Below are 18,611 nucleotides of genomic sequence, written 5' to 3' on the forward strand. Positions count from 1 at the left end.
GGCTACCGAACCCGATCAGCCCGGCAGCGCTAGCCTCAAGCATAGCCAGCCTGCTCCTTGTCCGCTGAGGACATCGCCGCGGCGCAGTAGCCTGGACCAGCCCGCGCCCCCCTTCTGGACAGCCGGAGGCGTCGCGCGCCATGCTTGGGCGTGCGCGAATCACAAGGGGCAGTGAATTACCTTGAAGCCATTATTCTGGATACCGTTAGCAGCGGCTCTGGCAGCACCTTGCGTTGCCTCGTCCGAAACGCAGAGAACCCTGACCGTCGGTTACTACGACTTCCCTCCAGCGATCTACAGCGATGCCCAGGGCCGCCCAAGCGGACCACTGGTCGACCTCACTCGGCGTGTACTCGCCCATGCGGGCTTTGAGGCGCAGTTCCGCGGCCTGCCGAGTGCCCGCTTGTATGGCGCCTTGCAAAGCGGCACGGTTGACCTCTGGCCCGGCGCGCCGGGAAAGCCGGAGCTGCTTGCCGATACGCTCGAGGGCCGCGAAACGCTCACCCACATCAGTCTCAACCTCTATCATCGGCCCGACACCCCGCCCCCGAGTATCCCCGACAGCCTGCGCAAACGCGGCGTCATCACCATCGGCGGTTATAACTATTTGCCGCAGGTGAACCGGATGCTGCACGACCCGCAACTGCAGATTCTCCTGCACCGGACTGCCACCCACACGTCGGCGCTGGAGATGTTGAAGCATCGCCGCGCCGACTATCTGCTCGACTATCAGGCCCCGGTGAACCAGGCGATGAAACAGCTCGGCATGGCGGCGCTTCCCCATGTCGAGCTGCATAAGGTCGCCATACGATTCATCGTGTCGCGCCATGCCAAAGACAGCCAGACGGTGGTCGACTCGCTGGATCGCGCCTATGCCGAGATGGCAGCGGCCGGAGAAGATCTGAGCTTGCCTGAATAGACAGACGCAAGCGCACATGGGCGCTGACAGGCATCGGCGGTGATCAGCCCGGATGCACGCTACTTGTGAAGCAGGCGGCGTGCAGCCGTACTTTCAAGTCCCGCGCGGCTTGGCACGCGCGGTGGGCTCTGCTACCAGCGGGTCATCGGGCCAATAGTGTTTCGGGTATCTGCCTTTCAAATCCTTCTTCACATCGATATAGGTGTTTGCCCAGAAGCTCGCCAGGTCCTGCGTTACCTGCACCGGGCGGCGCGCAGGTGACAGCAAGTGCAGCTTCACCGGCAAACGCCCACCGGCGATGCGCGGCGTATCGGCCAGCCCGAACAACTCCTGCAAGCGCACCGCCAGCACCGGCGGAGACTCGTTGTAATCGAGCCGCACCCGCGAGCCGGACGGCACGGCAATGGCGACCGGCGCCAGCTCGTCAAGCCGCTGCGGCAGCGGCCAGGGCAACAAGGTTGCAAGTATGCTGTGCAGGTCGAGCCCAGCAAAATGCGCAAGCCGCGAGACCTTACCCAGATAGGGCAACAACCAGTCTTCGAGTCGTTCCAGCAGCGCCGCGTCGCTGACAGCGGGCCATTCACTGGAGTCAGCTGCGCGTAGGTCCAGCGCTCTGAGCAAAGCGATCCGCGCCTGCCACTGCCGCAGTTCCGGCGTCCACGGCAACAGCTCCAGCCCCTTGCGCCGGACCAGCCCGAGCAGCGCTCGCCCACGCGCTTCGTCATCCAGGCCAGGAAGAGGCTCGCGACTGAGCACCAGCTCACCAACCCGCCGCTGCCGCTCGGCCCGCAGCACGCCTTCGCGCTCGTCCCATTCCAGCTCGTCGCGCAAGCTGACCATCTCGGCCAGCTCCGCCTCGAACAACCCTGAGTCCAGCGCCGCCGCGCGGTAGATGCGCTCTTCTCGCTGGCCCTGACGGCTGCCCAGCTCGGCGATCACCAGCCAGGATTCTTTCATCAGTGCATCCGGCTCACCGAAGACCGCCGCGCGACCGTTGGCTAGGCGGTACTCACCACCACCGTCCCGACGTTGGCGAGCGATACGGTCGGGATAGGCGAACGCCAGCAGCGCCCCGTGCCAGCGATGATCGGTCGCATCGGCAGGAGCAGCCGCCGAGGCACCTCGCAGCAGGCTGCGAAACTGTCGCGCCAGCTGGCGCACCCGCTGCGCGCCGGAATGCCGGCCCGCGCTGCCATCGAGCAACTCGAGACGGGTTGAGATGTCCACCCCGCCGCCGCGCTGGATATCGCGCTCGACCAACAAGGCGGCAATGTCGGCAGCCAGCGACGCCAAGCCAAGTGCCTGGCCACGCAACAACAGATGCGCAATACGCGGATGCGCCGGCAACTCAGCCATGGCTTGGCCGTGCGCGGTCAACTGCCAACCGCCACGGACATTAATACTGAGTGCACCGAGGCGCTGGAGCAGGTCCTGCGCCTGTCGGTGGGCCGCAGCAGGCGGCACATCGAGCCAGGCCAGTTCATCCGGTTCGACACCCCAGCGCGCCAACTGCAGCGCGACGCCGGCCAGATCGGCCTGGAGGATTTCCGCGTCGCCATAAGCTGCCAGTTGCGCGTGCTGATCCTCCGACCACAGCCGATAGCAGGCGCCAGGCTCCAGCCGCCCCGCGCGCCCGGCCCGCTGGGTCGCCGAAGCACGCGAAATACGCCGGGTTTCCAGACGGGTCATGCCACTGCCGGGATCGAACCGCGGCACCCGCGCCAGCCCGGCATCGACCACCACCCGCACGCCCTCGATGGTCAGGCTGGTCTCGGCAATGTTGGTCGCCAGCACCACCTTGCGCTTGCCCGCTGGCGCAGGCTCGATGGCGGCGCGCTGGGCGGTCAGCTCCAGCTCGCCGTGCAGCGGACAGAGCATTACCTCGCCTCGATCTGCCAGCTGCTCGGCCAGCAGATCGTTCACACGACGTATCTCAGCCTGGCCCGGCAGGAAGACCAGTACGCTGCCGGATTCCTCATCCAGCGCCTGCATCACCGTCTGCACGACCCGCGGCTCGATGCGTTCACCGGCCTGAAACGCTCGTCCCCAGCGCTGCACGACCGGAAACATGCGGCCCTCGCTGCGCACCACCGGGGCGTCATCCAGCAAAGTCGACAGCCGCGCGCCTTCCAGCGTGGCGGACATGAGCAACAGCTTGAGCGGTTCATCGCGCAGCAGCACGCGCGTATTGAGGGTCAGCGCAAGGGCCAGATCGGCGTCCAGGCTGCGCTCACGCATTTTGCCATTCGCATGGATTTATCATTAGATACCTAAACCCAGCAAATACGGGATCTTCCACCCCAAAGCAAGGACAAGAATTCGTTGACAATCATCAGCAGCACCCTGTTCTTACCCAACTATCCATTCCGAAAAATTTCGGAGCCCCTAGCCAAGGCCTTTCAAACCCACGCGTCGTCGGAGTTGATTAACGTTCCGCTGAAGCTGCTCGAGTGCTACCTCCAACTCATCGAGGCAGAACTCTCCTACGTCCATCTGTCGAGTCGAAGCTGCGAGCCGATCATCATCGGTTTTGTCGGTGCATTGCGATCAAGAACTTTGGCCGATAGCAAAGAGCCTGTTCGGATTCGCTGGGCTCGACGTTTCGTAGAAACACTTACAAGTCTGCGCGACGAAATTCCAGGCATGCCCAATTTCGACTATTTGATGGCCGACCTCGAAGAAGGGAAAGAACTCTGGGATTCCCAGCAGAAAAAATTGAACCCATTGGCCTTGCGCTATTGGAACGGATGGCAAGTCGACTCCCTAAAAGGAGTACCAAGTTTTCTCGCGCTGGGAGAACTATGGCACTCCCATGGCCCTGAGTTTACAGAAGAGTACTACCGGACATGGAAGACTTTTTCGGCCAAGCAAGCAAGATGCAACACCACATTGTGCAACAAGCTGGCCAGCTATTTATCGAAGAACTCTTTGGAGTGGCCAACTACAACCTTCCAAAACCCAGAAAATATAAAATCATTCTTTTTGCACTTCATGAAGGAGCACTTCTTAACCGCATATAGAGAAAATCTAAATATACCAACCCAGATAAAAACGTGGAACAGGTTCATATCGAACTGCGAAGAGGCCTTTATACAATCAGGAGTTTGGGCAACCCCTTTTGGGGATGGACTACCACGGCCCATCCGCCCCAAACAACACAGAGCGCAAACAAGAGTGTCCGTGTCTGATGAGGGGGTGGAAATCCATGAAAAACTTATCACTAGAGTCCCTCTCGAAATAACTGATAACGAGGCAATAGAAATATTATTCAAAAGTATCCACAAAGACATCGAAACCGTAAAATCCTGGGCAACAGAACAAGCCAATGAACTTTACTCGAGAGTCCAACTTCGTATACTCGCAACCACACGGATAAACTCCTCGGAAATCAAACCTCGAAAAGGCTGGCAGCGTCGGAGTTACGATCACGAATCAATTTGCGCGATTTTTCAAAGCAACGGCTTTCCATCCTCGCGCATGGACTTCGAACACCAATACGGATACACCATATTATCTGCTGATGTCGCAAATATACTTGGACTTCCGGCTGCTGGCACTCTTTATCCCTACCAATGCTTACTGGTAGCAGAGCACAATGAGATCACAGAATCTTTCCTTAAGAATTTTCGTTTGTATGACGACAAAGGTAGAAGATCCGGCTTTGTGAAAACCGACACCGGGTATCAGTTGGTCGGCTTCAAGGATAGAAGAGGTGGAAAGCTAAGCGAGCAGAAAATACAACTAAACGCGAACTCAACAAAGCGAATCTTCGAAGTAATAAAGATCACAGCACCGTTAAGAAAATATCTCAAGGGAATTGGCGACAGCCGATGGAAGGAGTTATTCCTGACCTGCGGGAAGGGTTTCGGTCACCCGCGGACCGCTGTAATTCCGACTTGGAACAAAGCGCTATTCGATAAACACACACGGATTTTTGAACGACTTGCACAACAATTTTCAAATCATACTTCCTTGAGGGGTACTGAACTAAAAAATTTCTTATCTCGAGTCACCCTTTCTAGTCTTCGAGCCTCATGTGGGGTAGAGGTATATTTAAAAACCCAAAGCGTCGAAGCCATGTCCAAAGCGCTCGGCCACGCAAACCACGACTGCCTGCAACTTTCTCACTACCTGCCGGAGTCAATACTAGCCTTCTTCCAAGCCCGCTGGATAAGAATTTTTCAGCGCGGCTTAATCTGTGACGCGATGAAAGATAGCAGCTTCCTCATAGAGGCCGCAGACTTCGAGACAATGGAAGAGTTAAATCTATTTCTTAAGAACCATGCACTAAAAGACATCCCTGACCACCTGGTCAACCCGGAGAACACTCAAACAACTGAACCCTATTCAGCGAATCAGTACTCAGAGGTCTACATCTCAGTGGATCCAGGGATAATGACCGCCCTCGTATCATTAGAGAAAGCAGTGGCTACAGCGGAACGACCCGAAGAAGTGACAGGAGTAGCACGATACTGGGCAGATCTAACGAAGGCCGTTGTTGCCGAGATCAGAAGGGATAATGACGCACTACTGAAAGACCACCTTTATGTCGCCGAGCAGAGGTGTAACCCCCGCAGAATGGAGAAGTTGATATATGAATGTTGAATTACCAGCAGAGCTAGACTTCCTAAAAGCGTTCTACACCGACCCTAGGACAGAATACAAAAAATCAAGTTGGTTGCTGAGTGATTTCGACTTGCACATATGGAAATATGATTTCAATTTTGCGACCCCCAACACGATCAACTGGGACATTACATTAGACGACGAAACTTCTCTGCTTGCCCAAAAAAACAAGCCATTACTAGACGGGCTAAAGTATTTTTTAACAACATCTACACGTTCTGTTCGAGGATCGGCGATCGAATTAGGTTCACTAGCCGCACAGATGACGATGTTTAACAGGGCCATTCACGTTGCCGATTACATTCTTCTGAATGCAAAAGAATATCAGCTATCCAGATTCGGATTGGCTGGAATCAACAGCCATCACATGAAGAGAATGCTAGACGTCTTCTCAAGCGTCAACGGTTCGGAAGAGTCGGTTTACGAGTGGACCAAGACTATCAGCAAATTTTGTTTAAGCTTAATAAACACTTCCAGTTCTATCGAACTCGATAGCATTCTAGATCAATATCCACGAATGCGCATTGTGACTGACGAACAACTAGATGAGCATCACCTGGAAATACCTTTTGATTTAATACCTTATGCAAGAGCTGCCTTGCATTTGCATGGATATTATAAAAAAAGATCAACTGCTGGAGTCCGCACCCCTAACACCTTGCAGCTAGCGAAATCGCTTTATGCCAACACACTGAAAGGCGGGCATCTAAAACTAAAAACATTAAGCTCATTAGAATTCTATACTGATAATGAGAGAGAAATAATATCGAGAGAGTATCCCGGTTCATCGGTCAGGACAGGTGACCATGAAGCAATGACATCCGGTCCATTTCGCGCCTACAGATTTTTAACATACAACCTTGGAATTCTTCATGAAATTGGGCTTCCAGCTCCCGAAGTATCAGAGCTGAAGCAGATACTTGATTATGAACCATCACTCTCTGAAGCTGCTCGGTTTCGGACGCTGCCGTACCCAATAGTGAGAGACGCCTTCAGAAAATCAATCGAGTACCATTTCAAGTATGGAGAACTTCTAATAGAAGGTTTCTGCCGCATGGCAGAGCATTGCAACCTCAATGGAATTGCCCCTACGCAACTTACCAATGGAGAGTTACAAGACATTATGCCCCCTGAGCTTATCGACATGGGAATTAGGAAGCTTGGGCTTGTATGTCAAACGGTGTCTATTAGGCACGGCGCACTGAGAAAGCAGTCAAATTACTTCATAGAACTCAGAAATAATGTGGGACTGATTGAGTGCTTACGCATCTATATTGGATGTGTCCAGATGGTAGTTGGAACAATCATGGCTCGCCGAATAGGAGAAATGCTCGATTTGCACTCGACTGACTGCCTAGATAAAAGCGAAAGATGGTTGATCTTCTTAAATAGAAAAAGCACATCCAACCTGTTCGGCATAAGACAACGCCAAGCACGCCCAATCGAACCCATTGCCGTAAAAATGATTAAAAACTTAATTTCCATGCAGCAGAGACTTTTAAAAAGCGGATTCATAACTGAAATGACTAGCCTCTTTGCCCCCCCCGGACTCCTCGGAAATGCCGGGCTTAGTCAGCAAACAATGTATGCCTACAATAGAAACCTAGACTTGTTGTGCGATTATTTCGAACTACCACTAAATTCAAAAGGAGAAAGGTACTATATCCGACAACATCAACTTCGACGCTTTTTCTCCATGGTATTCTTCCACTCGAGCAGTTTTGGAGGACTGGAGACACTGCAGTGGATGCTCGGGCACACCGACATGCAGCATGTTTGGAATTACATTACTGAGTCCACTGATGGTGCAGTTTTGCGTAGCGCTAAGGCTCAGTTCATAGCAGAAAGCTTGCATAATGGCGATATCACTGCTTACGAAGATCTAGCCGAAATACTAAAAATTCGTTACAACACAGATAATTTTGCTCTAGTAGACACTGCTGAACTTGAAGACGCAATCACCGACATGATAAAGACAGGGAAAGTCCAGATTGAGCCAGAGTTTTTCACAGACGAAACCGGCCAACATATGCGCGTGGTAGTAAAAATTCAGAGCACAGACTAAATGAAAAAAATCTCCGACCTAGAGCCACATGCTAGCGCCACATTAATAACCAGTGAACTTTTAAAGCTAATCTACCGTAATCCTGACTATTTTTCCAAAAACGAGAACATTCTAAAGGCTCTCAGAAGCCAAGGAGCGCTAGCCAAGCTCGAATTCAATTTCGAGGACTCAGGGGCTATAAAGTCAAAATCCCCAATGAGCATCAACACTTTAAAATCTCACGCCAACTTACAGTTCAAGGGAGGATTTAAGGAACTTGATACCCTCCGCCTAGCGGCATTGAGGGCCATTGAGAAGGTCAATGGCAGCAAAGAGGCCACTTCAACAAAACGCACTAAGTCCGGACTTTCGCGACTAGTAACTGAACTAGAGGAGAGACTTGATAAGCAGCGCTGCGCCAACATGGTCCTCCTCCAGGGATTAAGCCTGGCAATTAACGAGTTAAGAAATATACGTAGCAATCTAGATCCCGCTCTACTTGAAAAGCGGGCAAGCGATGCCGTTCAGGCACTTACTGCTCTACTGAGCCTCCCTCCAGAACAGCCACCCCCCCCCTCCCCTTCTTCCGGAGACGGGCGAGTTACGCGACTGGAGGAGTATCGCAAGTGACAAACCACCTTCGCCAACAACTATTTAAACCACTTAAAGAGCTAACACTCTTTAGCTACCATGTGACCGCCCTGGCCGAGGTGGAAAAGGCCTATCAAGGCACGGCGGTAAAGGCGGAAGCATTGGGGAGTATGCATCCAAAATAAGCCCACTAGTTCGCTACTGCTTCAGATACCGAACTGACTTTATAGGACTGTCTGACCAACAGTTCTCAGACTTCATTGACGAATTAAGAAAGGAGCGATCTGTCAACGATCCCACTGTAAATAGGCGCACCGAAACTACACTCCTAGCAATTGGTAGGATCTGTCTAGATTTTTTGCAATTCGTAGGACGTCTTTATGGCGACGATGCATTTGTATCAGAGAATGGAACCATCCGCGCCGTAATGAAAACATTTACTATCACAACGCGCTCAGGAAGAACGATAAAGCGGAGTTATCTGCATCACCACTCTCTTCATGTATCTGGAACGCGCTACCACACGCGCGATCCGATCCCGAGCGAACATATAAAGCTTTTGCGAGATTCAGCAAACAAAATCCACCCATCGAGACACCTTCAACTTCGACGGAATCTGGTGATTTCCTTGCTTGAGCATACGGGCGCTCGACGCAGCGAGATAATTGAAATTACCGTTTCGGACATACGTAATGCCATGAACATGTCGTTCCCATTGCTACGTCTGCGAACCTTGAAACGTGGAACCTATTCCGAGCGTTTTATCCCGATTTCAAGAGTGGTACTAAGCGAAGCTAAGAAATATATTCAGTTTGCCCGCAGAATATCTCTTCGCAACTTCAAGGACACGGATCACGACAGACTCTTTGTTCAAGAAAAGACTGGTAAGCCGCTCGGTGCCTGCAGTATTACGAATGAAATGATTCAACTTAGAAGTCACGCCGGCATCGAAGAAAAAGTCTGTGCACACATGTTCCGCCATGCTTTCATCACCAATCTTTTCGTACTCCTAATCAAAAGACACAAGTTCAAGCAAAAGGACGACTTCAGAAGCGCCCTGCTTAATAGCAAAAAGTTTCTTTACGACGTCATGCTGTGGACTGGCCACAAAGATCCCCTCTCGGTAGAACGGTATATTCATCTTGCATTCGCCAAACTTGATGGATACGAAGACATCGTTTCATCTGCCCATATAATCAGGACTAACCGTATATATGACCAGGCCGAGGAGCTACTTCTGAACGCATTAAAAAATGGTATGCCAGTTGACGAGTACGTGCGTGAACTGGAGAAGCTAAAGCAACTTCGGCAAGAAGATCTCAAGAAAGAGACAAAGGAAGAGGAAGAGGAAGAGAATACGGAGTCAGTCAAAAGCTGGGAGCATTGGCATAACCACCTTTGAATGTTGCGATACAACTCGCTTCACTGCCGAAGCGTCCATAAAGCGCGTGTCTAATGACGACGACGTTTACCGGTCGTTCACTGGGGCGAAAGAGACAATCCGCTCCTGCCCGTGCAAGGTGGCATCCTGAATGCCCGACTCAATCCGTAGGGCTCTGTCCGGATAGATGTCCTTGAGGTTCGTCATCACCTGACCCTTGTCAAGGCTGAAGATCACTTGGCCGTTGTGATCAACCAGGAATGCATGGTCGATGCCGCCAAAGTCCACGACATCTATGATCCTCCACTAGGGTGTCAAGGGTGAACCGTCGCTTAAGTTCCGGAGCACACATTTACAAAGGGCCGAAATCTGCAAAAAACGGGCACGTCGACTCTACGAATGGCAATACGGTAAAACTCGCACGGCCCTAGTACGCCGGTTGACTGGCACACTCAACAGAGAGCCAACCTGCGTTGCTCTCGAGGCAACACTGGGTTCCGGTTCACACGCCCGCATTGAGCAACAGCCTACGATTTTCGCGGCTTAGCTCTAGCTGTAGCCTGGGCCACAAGCGGGTCCTCAGGCCAGTAATGCTTAGGGTACCTACCTCGTAAATCTTTCTTCACTTCCGCGTAGGTATTGCGCCAGAAACTCGCCAGGTCCTGGGTGACCTGCACCGGGCGCTGGGCCGGGGACAGCAGGTGCAGCTTGACGCCCTGACGGCCACCGGCGATGCGCGGAGTGTCGGCGAGGCCGAACAGCTCTTGGAGGCGCACCGCGAGAACCGGCATCTCGTCGCTGTAGTCGAGGCGGATGCGCGAGCCGGAGGGCACTTCCAGCGTACGCGGCGCCAGCTCGTCGAGGCGTTGCGGCAGCGGCCAGGGCAGCAGGCCATGGAGGATGCCGGCGAGGTCGAGGTTGGCGAAATGGCTGAGGCGGCTGACCTTGCCCAGCCAGGGCTGCAGCCACTCCTCCAGGCTGGCCAGAAGCGCCGCGTCGGAGAGGTCTGGCCATTCGCTGCTGCCCGTGTCGGCCAGGTCCAGTCGGCGCAGCAGCGCCACCCGCGCCTGCCACTGGCGCAGCTCCGCACTCCACGGCAGCAGCTCCAGCCCCTTGCGTCGCACCAGACCGAGCAGCGCACGCGAGCGGGCCTCGTCATCCAGTTCGGCAAGGGCTTCGCGGGCCAGCACCAACTCACCCACTTTCACCTGACGTTCGGCGCGCAGCACACCTTCGCGCTCTTCCCAGTCGAGCAGGTCCTGGCACCTTACCTGTTCGGCCAGAGGGCCGTCGAACAGTGCGGGATCAAGGTCGGCCGCGAGATAGATGCGCTCTTCACGCTGGCCCTGGCGGCTACCGAGATCGGCGATCACCAACCAGGGCTCCTTCATCAGCGCATCCGGCTCGCCAAAGGTGGCTGCACGGCCATTGGCCAGCCGATAATCGGCCCCTCCGGCACGACGTTGCTGGGCAATGCGGTCCGGGTAGGCGAACGCCAGCAGGCAGCCGAGCCAGCGCGGGTGATCCGGATCGGCCACCGGCTCGCTGGCCGGGCCACGCAGGTAGGAACGGAACTGCCGCGCCAGCTGGCGAGCACGCTGCACGCCGCCACGAGCGCCACGCGCTGCCTTGTCGTTACCGGCCAGCAAGGCGAGGCGGCTGTGCAGGTCGGCACCGCCACCACGCAGGATGTCGCGCTCGCCCAGTAGGGCGGCGAGGTCACAGGCCAGGCCGCCGAGTCCCAGGGCGTGGCCACGTAACAGCAGGTGGGCAATGCGCGGATGGGCGGGCAGTTCGGCCATGGCCTGGCCATGGCGGGTCAAGTTGCCATCGTCGGCCAGTGCGCCGAGGCGTTGCAGCAGGTCACGGCCCTGGGCGTAGGCAGCCGTGGGCGGCGGATCGAGCCAGGCCAGTTCATTGGGATCACCAATCCCCCAGCGCGCCAGTTGCAACGCCAGTCCGGCAAGGTCGGCCTGGAGGATTTCCGCGCTCCCGTGGGCGGCCAGTTGCTCATGCTGGGCCTCAGACCAGAGCCGGTAGCAGGCACCCGGCTGCAGACGGCCGGCACGGCCGGCACGCTGGGTCGCGGAGGAGCGGGAAATACGCTGGGTGTCCAGGCGAGTCATGCCACTGGCCGGGTCGAAGCGCGGTACACGCTCCAGGCCCGCGTCCACCACCACGCGCACGCCATCGATGGTCAGGCTGGTCTCGGCGATGTTGGTGGCCAGCACCACCTTGCGCTTGCCCGCCGGTGCCGGCTCGATGGCCGCGCGCTGGGCAGCGAGGTCCAGTTCACCGTGGAGCGGGCAGAGCAGGATCTCTGACCGGCCAGCGAGGCGCTCGGCCAACTGCTCGGCGACGCGGCGAATCTCCGCCTGGCCGGGGAGGAACACCAGCAGGCTGCCAGGTTCATCGGCCAGGGCCTGGAGCATGGTCTGTACCACCCGGGGTTCGAGCGCCTCGCCGATCTGACTCGGCCGCCCCCAACGCTGCTCCACCGGATACATGCGACCTTCGCTGCGTACCACAGGCGCCTCGTCCAGCAGGCGCGACAGGCGCTCGCCTTCCAGCGTGGCGGACATCAGCAGCACCTTCAGCGGCGGTTCGTCGCGCAACAACTCACGGCCGTTGAGACACAAGGCCAACGCCAGATCGGCATCGAGACTACGCAGATGATACTCATCAAATATGAGCAGCCCAACGCCATCTAGGGCAGGATCGTCTTGAAGCCGACGAGTAAGAATGCCTTCAGTCACTACTTCAATTCGAGTCTGTGGTCCGACCTTACTCTCCAAGCGAATTCGATAGCCGACTGTTTGCCCAACGCTTTCTCCCAGCTCGCTCGCCAGTCGCTCAGCTGCGGCTCTGGCAGCTAGTCGACGTGGTTCGAGCATGACAATAGTCTGGTCGGCCAGCCAAGGCTCTTCCAGCAGCGCTATTGGTACTCGCGTTGTTTTGCCTGCCCCCGGCGCTGCCTCAAGTACAACTTCATTACGTGCAGACAAGGCATCTCTTAAAGCGGGCAAAACAGATTCAATCGGCAACAAACTCATGATGGCTCCTAGCTGAGCCACCAATTATAGATACGAGGGAAGCTGTTACGGCACGGCGGTATGTCAATCACGCCCAGTGCACGGCTCCCTTCGGGCCGCTCAGAGATAAACGGGGCCTATTTAAACGGCATGATGGACATCAAGGCCACAGCCAGCATCTGCCCCTTGAACACCTGACGAGGGGGATCCTCTTGCCAGTGTTGCGCCCCGGCTCAGCTGGCTCCGTGATCCGAAAACATCGGATCATTTAACAGCCAGCTGACTAACACCGGATGTAGAGGTCCATGCTTGTCGGCCAATAGGGAAAGCTCTTGCTTGGATCGCTCTTCCACTCGACCAGCCAACCAGACGGCTTCTGCTGTCGGGTAATGCCGAAGTAGATTATTTGCTTGGTACCGTACGTTTTCAGGAAGGCTCGTGTCCCTAGCCAGCTCCTGTAGGAAGTCCCGTGTTTGAACAACGCTACGGGTGCGCTCATGGGCCATCGTCATGGTATTGCTCCTGAAATGTCCGCGGGGAGAGGCGGCTTCTCGTCACTCAACATGAGTCGTCAGCCTCTCCGCCTCACTTTTCGATCACTGCATTGAGCGCGCCAGAGCCATCCCATATGGGGTAAGGGAGCCCTTTCACCTTCTTATCCTCGACGAGGAAGGCCAGGCTATAGCGCGCGCGGGTAATCGCGACGTATAGCTTGTTTCGCGACTCCTCCGTCTTATCCTTGTCGAACACTTTGGCATTTCCGCCAATGAACTTCAGATGTTTATCTGACGGGATCACAAGCACTCGATCAAAGCCTAAGCCTTTGCAGGAACCGAACGTATAACAGATAAGGTTACCCGGTAGGTATCCAGTGCCGGTGGTGGACGACCAGCGCAGTACTTGAGGCTGAAACGCTGCCAAGTAATCGCTCACCTGAGATTGTTTCACTATGAAGGTGCCATGGTGATGCGATATTTCGTCTGGCACTTTCTCGACACCTGTTACCGTCTTGTCATACAGCCCCAGGTGGATCGTGTCGGAGAGGTCGCAGATTTCTTGTATGCACCTGCGATTCTTCGGCATCGAATGCTTTTCGAACTTCATTTTCCCGACGAAGTAATCGACCTTCTGTTGAGGCGTCTGCGGAGCCTTATGGCCGAACGTCGTTGTGTAGATTGTCTGTCGAAAGTCGCCCACACAACAGATCGAGTCGACCATGACCTTGTTGAGTGATTTGATCACGTCGTAGTCCCAACCGACCAAATCCTGCACTTCATCAAAATAGACCCTTTGATAAATCTCCTTCAACCGCTTGGCAGGGGCATTTTTGGATAGTTTCGCAATGAGGGTCGCAAGCTTTGCCAAAAACCCGGAGTACGCCTTTGTTTTGCAGGGCGTCAGGTAATGCAGTGGATTGATCGTGCCATCTTCCGATTTTTCAGCTCTGCCTTCAATGTAGTAGGTTGTACCTGATATTAAGTGAGGGTTGTTCTCAGTGAACGAGATAGTCGTGATCCGATCTGGAAATACCTCGCTCTGATAGGGACGCACCATATCTTCCAGGTAAAAAGAGAACAGCCCCTTGACGACGAAGTGCTCACTGCTAGCACCGTACAACTCAACAAAACGAGAGCGCAACTCTGCCTGATTATTGGTTGTATAGGTGACTACAAGCACACGTCCACCAGCCTTGATGGTCTCAATGGCTTCAGTAATGATCTTGTGCGTTTTCCCTGATCCGGCGCCTGCGACCCAGAGTTCGTTAGGCAAAATCGAGCACCTCGTCTAGAAAGGCTGGGTACTTGAAGTCCAGTGCGCCATCGAACAGTTTGACCGCAGAGTCGACCTTGCGAGCGCCTTTACCGTTGCCCTTTACGCTCTTGAACCAACGGATCAAATTTTCCCTTCGATCCTCCAGAGAGACCTCTGCGTTGTAGATATTGAAGGTTTCCGTCGACAAGACTTCCTTTGCGAAAGCGTCAAGGGTTTTAATGTCAACTGCGTTGGCATAAATCATCGCTGGCTCAAGCGAAAATTCGGCGTCGTTCATCGACGAGTACAGCTTGATGTTAGGAAACGCAGCGTATTCCAGACGTCCTTGTACAACGTTACCGTTATAGTCGCCGTCATTATCCCTGAGCACATGGATCTTGGTGCCGATCTCTTTACCGACTTCGATGAACGTCTTGAAACCTACACCGCGTACCACGATGATATCTATCCCGTCCTGCTCAGGCAGTCGGTTGTGTTTTCGTTGGTAGATTTTCTTGAGCACCAGTTCGTCCGACGGCCCCTCGACCAGGATGACCTTGCCCGACAGTGCCACCCGCAAGGTGTCGTAGCCAGGAAGACGCTTGAGGGTCTTCACCACTTTAGCGTCTAGCGTGTGCAGCCTTTTGTACCCTGACTGCACAAGGCAAATTTTGTCGATACTCAGCTTGTTCAACACATACGAGCTGTGGGTGGTCAGGAACAGCTGCTTGTCTCCTCGCTGGGTTTCGATGTAGTGCACAAGCTTGTTCAGATTGGTGTGAGATAGATGATTTTCGGGCTCTTCCATCATCACCAGATCGATGTCGTGGGATTTGTTCTGAATGGCCAGTTTAATCTGCACATTGCTCTGTTCACCCTTGCCGATGAGGTGAAAAGGCACATCATCGACCTCAAGCTGTAGGCCGGTCTGGATGGAGCCCGCAGGTAACGTACTTGCTGCAATGGTGAGCTTGCTATCGGTGATAAGGTGACCCGCATCAAGGCTGGCATTGACCGTCCTGACCTCCCCGGAGTTGTTAAACACCTGCAGGTTTTCACGATAATTGAGGGTCAGCTTGACGAGCTCTTCCTTCGCCAATGCGGTGTTGAGAATGCTCGAAATGTACTGGTTCTTCCCCATGGTTGGGTGGATACGTGTGGGGTCGATGTACAGCGCCTTAAACTTCTTAGCGATCGGTTTTATCGGATTCCAACCGAAATCGAGCCATTCCACCTTATAGAATTCGATCGGAATGCTGGTGATGTTCGGCTTGGTCAGCAGGTGGCTCTCGTATACGGCCTCCAGCGACGGGTCGAAACAGGCTTGTACCAAGACGCCCTGGGCGTCAGCCTTGAGGCTGTTGTTCGAGCCTCGGTACTCAGGCACACCGTCAATGTAGGCTTCGATGATAAGGCTGGGCAGGTGCTTGGAGCTCAAGTCAGAGGCGAGAAACCGCGTGACGGCATCCTGATTGAAAAGATCAGGGGAGAACTCGCCGTTGAAGGGCCGTCCACGATGATTGTAATTGAGCACAATTTCTAACGCTTCCAAGATTGTGCTTTTACCAGCATTGTTGTCGCCGACGAAAATATTGACGTCGTCGTTGAATTCTAGAAGTTCGTCGCGAAATTTTTTGAAGTTGATCAGCTTGATGGCTTTAACGTGCACTCTAAATCCCTCTAGGCATCGCTTGATAATGGCGTATTACCATGGCAAATGAACCGTACCTTGGGTGGTGTGTGCTGTCCATATGGCTATCAGCTGAAGACGAACGTCTAGAGCAGTTTTGAATCACCTCGAGTGCCGTGGTCACATCTAATGCCTGCTTTTGGCCCAGAGTGTGTAAAAACGCTTCGTCAAAATTGAAGTGCGCGCGTCTACGTGAAATCTGAAATTTTTCGGCACCTCAGCAGATGTGGATTTCGCCCAGATGCGCGATTTCCAGTCCGGTTTTGAGTACCTGTCGCGCTCGAAAACGTTTTTACACAGCCTCGGCCGATTGCAGCCGGTGACGACAGGCACCTGTCGGCCAAAAGCTGCCTGTCGTTGAGTGCAATTTTTGACTCATGGCTGCCAGCAACGGCAGCAGTTAAAATGCTCAGAGACGATCACTCAACGAGCAATAGACCTAGTTTGTTCGACCGAGCTAGATTAGTAAAAGCTCTTTCACTTTTTGCTTGATTTCAGCAGGGCTTTCTTCAAATCCGTATTTACCGGCATTATCTTTAGAAGAGTTATATCCCAAGAAATAACCATTGTATTGAAAGTAGTTAGTGTCAATTTTTCGCCTGCTTGGCTTGCCTTTTTCCAGCATATCCAGAAGCGTTTTTAAGTGTGAGCGTGTTAGCCAGAATTTTAGAAGTAATCCGCTCCCTAGCACTTCAGTGCCGATCATTGGAGCTGCTTGAAAGCCCAAGGCCTAGCTCAGGGCTAGTCGTCTACACCAGTTCCGCTATGTATGCTGAAGGGGGCCCAACCACTCTACCTGACCAGCAACCTCAAGCGCTTCGGCGAATTCAACCTCAAGCTAAACCGGCCACCGGAGCCCTGGATCAAGGACTCGGTGTTCCAACAAGCTGCCGGCTCGCTGCGGGTGATCAGACCTAGCCAGCTAGATACCGAGAAAACGCCATGATCAACATTCCTCCCGCATCCTTCCGCCTTACACCGTACGGCGAAGTGGACGCCGTGGCGTTGGAAAACCTGCGCGACAGCTTCGACACCTCTCAACTGCTCCGGCTGGTTGATCGCTTGGACGTCTGCTTGGTGGAACTGGGTGGAATCACCTCCATTCGCGACGAGCTACTGAGATTGCATGCGATGGCTCTGACGATAGTTGAGGGCATCGCTCTTACGGTGCCTGCCGAGAGTGCTTGTATCTGGACAGAAGCCCAATCTCTACAGATGGATCTTGAGGCACTGGTTTCTTGGGCGCGCTCCGCTCAGCTCATCATTGCGCCGCTGATCAATCTTGCTCCACAGCACGAGGCATGAGCGCTCTCGCCGATTTCGACGAGGCTCAACTGTTTCTGACCATGGCTGGAATCGCCCGTAAGTAGATCAATTCACCAATCAGTTCTACGAGTGTCTGAGTAATCACAGCCGCCGCGGCCAGCGCGCGAATGGACTCCGGGAGCGCTAGGGCCAGGGGAAGCACTACAAGCGAGTTGCGAGTGCCTGAGCTAAAGGCCACTGCCCGTGCGGCAGAAGCCTCCAAGCCAAATAGCCGGGAGCTGAGTACGCCGAGGGCCGGAGCGAGTAGTAGAAACGCTCCGTATACCGGAAGCAACGGCGCCAGGATGTCGAGTTGGTACACGACAGCCGCGATCTGCGAACCCACCACCACGATTAGAACCAGGGCCATTGCAGGCACTGGCAGCCAGGCCCAACCTGCGCTCCATGCGCGAAGCAGCAGAGATCGGCGTCCGCCAAATTCGGTGAGCACAGCCGCTACCAAGGGTAGGACGATCAGTAACAGGAAGGCTTCTGCGAAGGGCCACAGCTCGATCACTGTGCCGGCTTCGGGGCCAAGGATTAGCCGCAAGTAGAGGGGCAGCAGCAGAAGCTGGAGCAACAGCAGCAATGGCGTCGCCGCGAGCACCAGACGAGAGTCCCCTTTGCCCAGGTGGGTGAAGACCACCACGTAATCGATACAAGGCGTCAGCAGGACAAGCAGCGCGCCGACCAACAAGGCCTTGTTCGATGAGAGCGGCCACGTCACCAGCCACACCATCAATGGCACCAATAGGAAGTTGGCCAGCAACAAGGCACCGACGAAGCGGCGGTTGGCAAAAGCTTCTCGCAGCTCCAAAAAAGGAATCTGCAGAAACATGGCATACATCAGCACGGCAATCGCCGGTGTGATGGCCATGGCCGCCACACCGGTGAATTGCGCAGAGCTCAGGCCTGCAATGGCAGCGGCCACCACCGCCGCGAAATAAAATGCTATCTGGTGTTCTTCCAGCCAGTCCCGCGACATCTGATATCTTCCCTTGTTGCGCAAGGGCGACATTCTCCCACTGGCATCGGATTTAACCCAGCGTTGAGGCTGGTTGCTTTTCGCTTTGCCGTTGGGCGAAGTCCGCAACGGTCCTAACAAGTCCTGCCGATAAGAGGATGCATGATGTTTCGAAATAACTGGATGGCGGGTCTGAGGCAAGTGCTCGCCATCGCCAGGAGTTAACCGCAATGAATCCTCAACCTTCAGGCATGCCCTGGAACCTGCTGCTGCTAACCTGGCTGGTCGCACTGGTATCGACCCTGTC

At 54.5% G+C, this 18,611-nt stretch carries 14 protein-coding genes and 3 pseudogenes; 9 read left to right on the top strand and 8 right to left on the bottom strand.

Going from position 1 to position 18,611, the window contains the following annotated elements; genetic code table 11:
- The first annotated feature begins 181 nt into the window (after nt 1–181).
- Nucleotides 182–919, top strand: coding sequence for a substrate-binding periplasmic protein (locus ACSSNI_RS09225; protein WP_234484330.1), 738 nt, complete (start codon nt 182–184; stop codon nt 917–919).
- A gap of 93 nt (nt 920–1,012) precedes the next feature.
- Here the strand turns inward: ACSSNI_RS09225 and hrpB (ACSSNI_RS09230) are convergent.
- Nucleotides 1,013–3,160: pseudogene (hrpB, locus tag ACSSNI_RS09230) on the bottom strand (ATP-dependent helicase HrpB); the annotation flags it as partial.
- A gap of 81 nt (nt 3,161–3,241) precedes the next feature.
- Between hrpB (ACSSNI_RS09230) and ACSSNI_RS09235 the strand changes: the two are divergent.
- The 5 genes from ACSSNI_RS09235 (at nt 3,242) to ACSSNI_RS09255 (ending at nt 9,582) form a co-directional block, all read left to right on the top strand.
- Nucleotides 3,242–5,524: a hypothetical protein gene (locus tag ACSSNI_RS09235; RefSeq protein ID WP_200636769.1), complete on the top strand. Its 2,283-nt coding sequence runs from the start codon at nt 3,242–3,244 to the stop codon at nt 5,522–5,524.
- The gene (locus ACSSNI_RS09240) at nt 5,514–7,610 is read left to right on the top strand and encodes a phage integrase (protein ID WP_015275583.1); all 2,097 of its coding nucleotides are present in this window, start codon (nt 5,514–5,516) and stop codon (nt 7,608–7,610) included. Before ACSSNI_RS09235 ends, ACSSNI_RS09240 begins: the two co-directional genes overlap by 11 nt.
- Entirely contained in the window at nt 7,611–8,219 is a 609-nt protein-coding gene (locus ACSSNI_RS09245; RefSeq protein ID WP_015275582.1) for a hypothetical protein, read from the top strand.
- Nucleotides 8,216–8,365: a hypothetical protein gene (locus tag ACSSNI_RS09250; protein ID WP_448259154.1), complete on the top strand. Its 150-nt coding sequence runs from the start codon at nt 8,216–8,218 to the stop codon at nt 8,363–8,365. Before ACSSNI_RS09245 ends, ACSSNI_RS09250 begins: the two co-directional genes overlap by 4 nt.
- Nucleotides 8,366–8,538: 173 nt before the next feature.
- A complete protein-coding gene (locus ACSSNI_RS09255) occupies nt 8,539–9,582 on the top strand; it encodes a tyrosine-type recombinase/integrase (protein WP_448259156.1) in 1,044 nt (347 codons plus the stop codon).
- A gap of 78 nt (nt 9,583–9,660) precedes the next feature.
- Here ACSSNI_RS09255 and ACSSNI_RS09260 read toward each other — a convergent pair.
- The 6 genes and pseudogenes from ACSSNI_RS09260 to ACSSNI_RS09285 form a co-directional block, all read right to left on the bottom strand.
- Nucleotides 9,661–9,864 (bottom strand): annotated as a pseudogene (locus tag ACSSNI_RS09260) (PDC sensor domain-containing protein); the annotation flags it as partial.
- A gap of 224 nt (nt 9,865–10,088) precedes the next feature.
- Entirely contained in the window at nt 10,089–12,614 is a 2,526-nt protein-coding gene (hrpB, locus tag ACSSNI_RS09265) for an ATP-dependent helicase HrpB (RefSeq protein WP_003292681.1), read from the bottom strand.
- Between the two features lie 212 nt (nt 12,615–12,826).
- On the bottom strand, nt 12,827–13,105 hold the full coding sequence (locus ACSSNI_RS09270; protein WP_015275580.1) for a BPSL0761 family protein: 279 nt from the start codon (nt 13,103–13,105) through the stop codon (nt 12,827–12,829).
- 73 nt (nt 13,106–13,178) lie between these two features.
- Nucleotides 13,179–14,363: a UvrD-helicase domain-containing protein gene (locus ACSSNI_RS09275; RefSeq protein WP_003292679.1), complete on the bottom strand. Its 1,185-nt coding sequence runs from the start codon at nt 14,361–14,363 to the stop codon at nt 13,179–13,181.
- The gene (locus ACSSNI_RS09280; protein ID WP_015275579.1) at nt 14,356–16,014 is read right to left on the bottom strand and encodes an ATP-dependent nuclease; all 1,659 of its coding nucleotides are present in this window, start codon (nt 16,012–16,014) and stop codon (nt 14,356–14,358) included. The genes ACSSNI_RS09275 and ACSSNI_RS09280 overlap by 8 nt, the downstream gene beginning before the upstream one ends.
- Nucleotides 16,015–16,492: 478 nt before the next feature.
- Nucleotides 16,493–16,741, bottom strand: coding sequence for a hypothetical protein (locus ACSSNI_RS09285; protein ID WP_101153433.1), 249 nt, complete (start codon nt 16,739–16,741; stop codon nt 16,493–16,495).
- A 63-nt stretch (nt 16,742–16,804) separates the two neighbouring features.
- Here ACSSNI_RS09285 and ACSSNI_RS09290 point away from each other — a divergent pair, with 63 nt between their 5' ends.
- Together ACSSNI_RS09290 and tnpC are read left to right on the top strand one after the other, a co-directional pair.
- Nucleotides 16,805–16,981, top strand: coding sequence for a hypothetical protein (locus ACSSNI_RS09290; RefSeq protein ID WP_003292677.1), 177 nt, complete (start codon nt 16,805–16,807; stop codon nt 16,979–16,981).
- A complete protein-coding gene (tnpC, locus tag ACSSNI_RS09295; protein WP_003292676.1) occupies nt 16,978–17,340 on the top strand; it encodes a Tn3 family transposase post-transcriptional regulator TnpC in 363 nt (120 codons plus the stop codon). Before ACSSNI_RS09290 ends, tnpC begins: the two co-directional genes overlap by 4 nt.
- A 25-nt stretch (nt 17,341–17,365) precedes the next feature.
- Here the strand turns inward: tnpC and ACSSNI_RS09300 are convergent, their stop codons facing one another.
- Entirely contained in the window at nt 17,366–18,325 is a 960-nt protein-coding gene (locus ACSSNI_RS09300; RefSeq protein WP_448259159.1) for an arsenic resistance protein, read from the bottom strand.
- A gap of 209 nt (nt 18,326–18,534) precedes the next feature.
- On the opposite strand from ACSSNI_RS09300, the pseudogene ACSSNI_RS09305 reads away from it, so the two are divergent.
- Nucleotides 18,535–18,611 (top strand): annotated as a pseudogene (locus ACSSNI_RS09305) (disulfide bond formation protein B); the annotation flags it as partial.

This window comes from Stutzerimonas tianxiuensis (genome assembly GCF_053470365.1).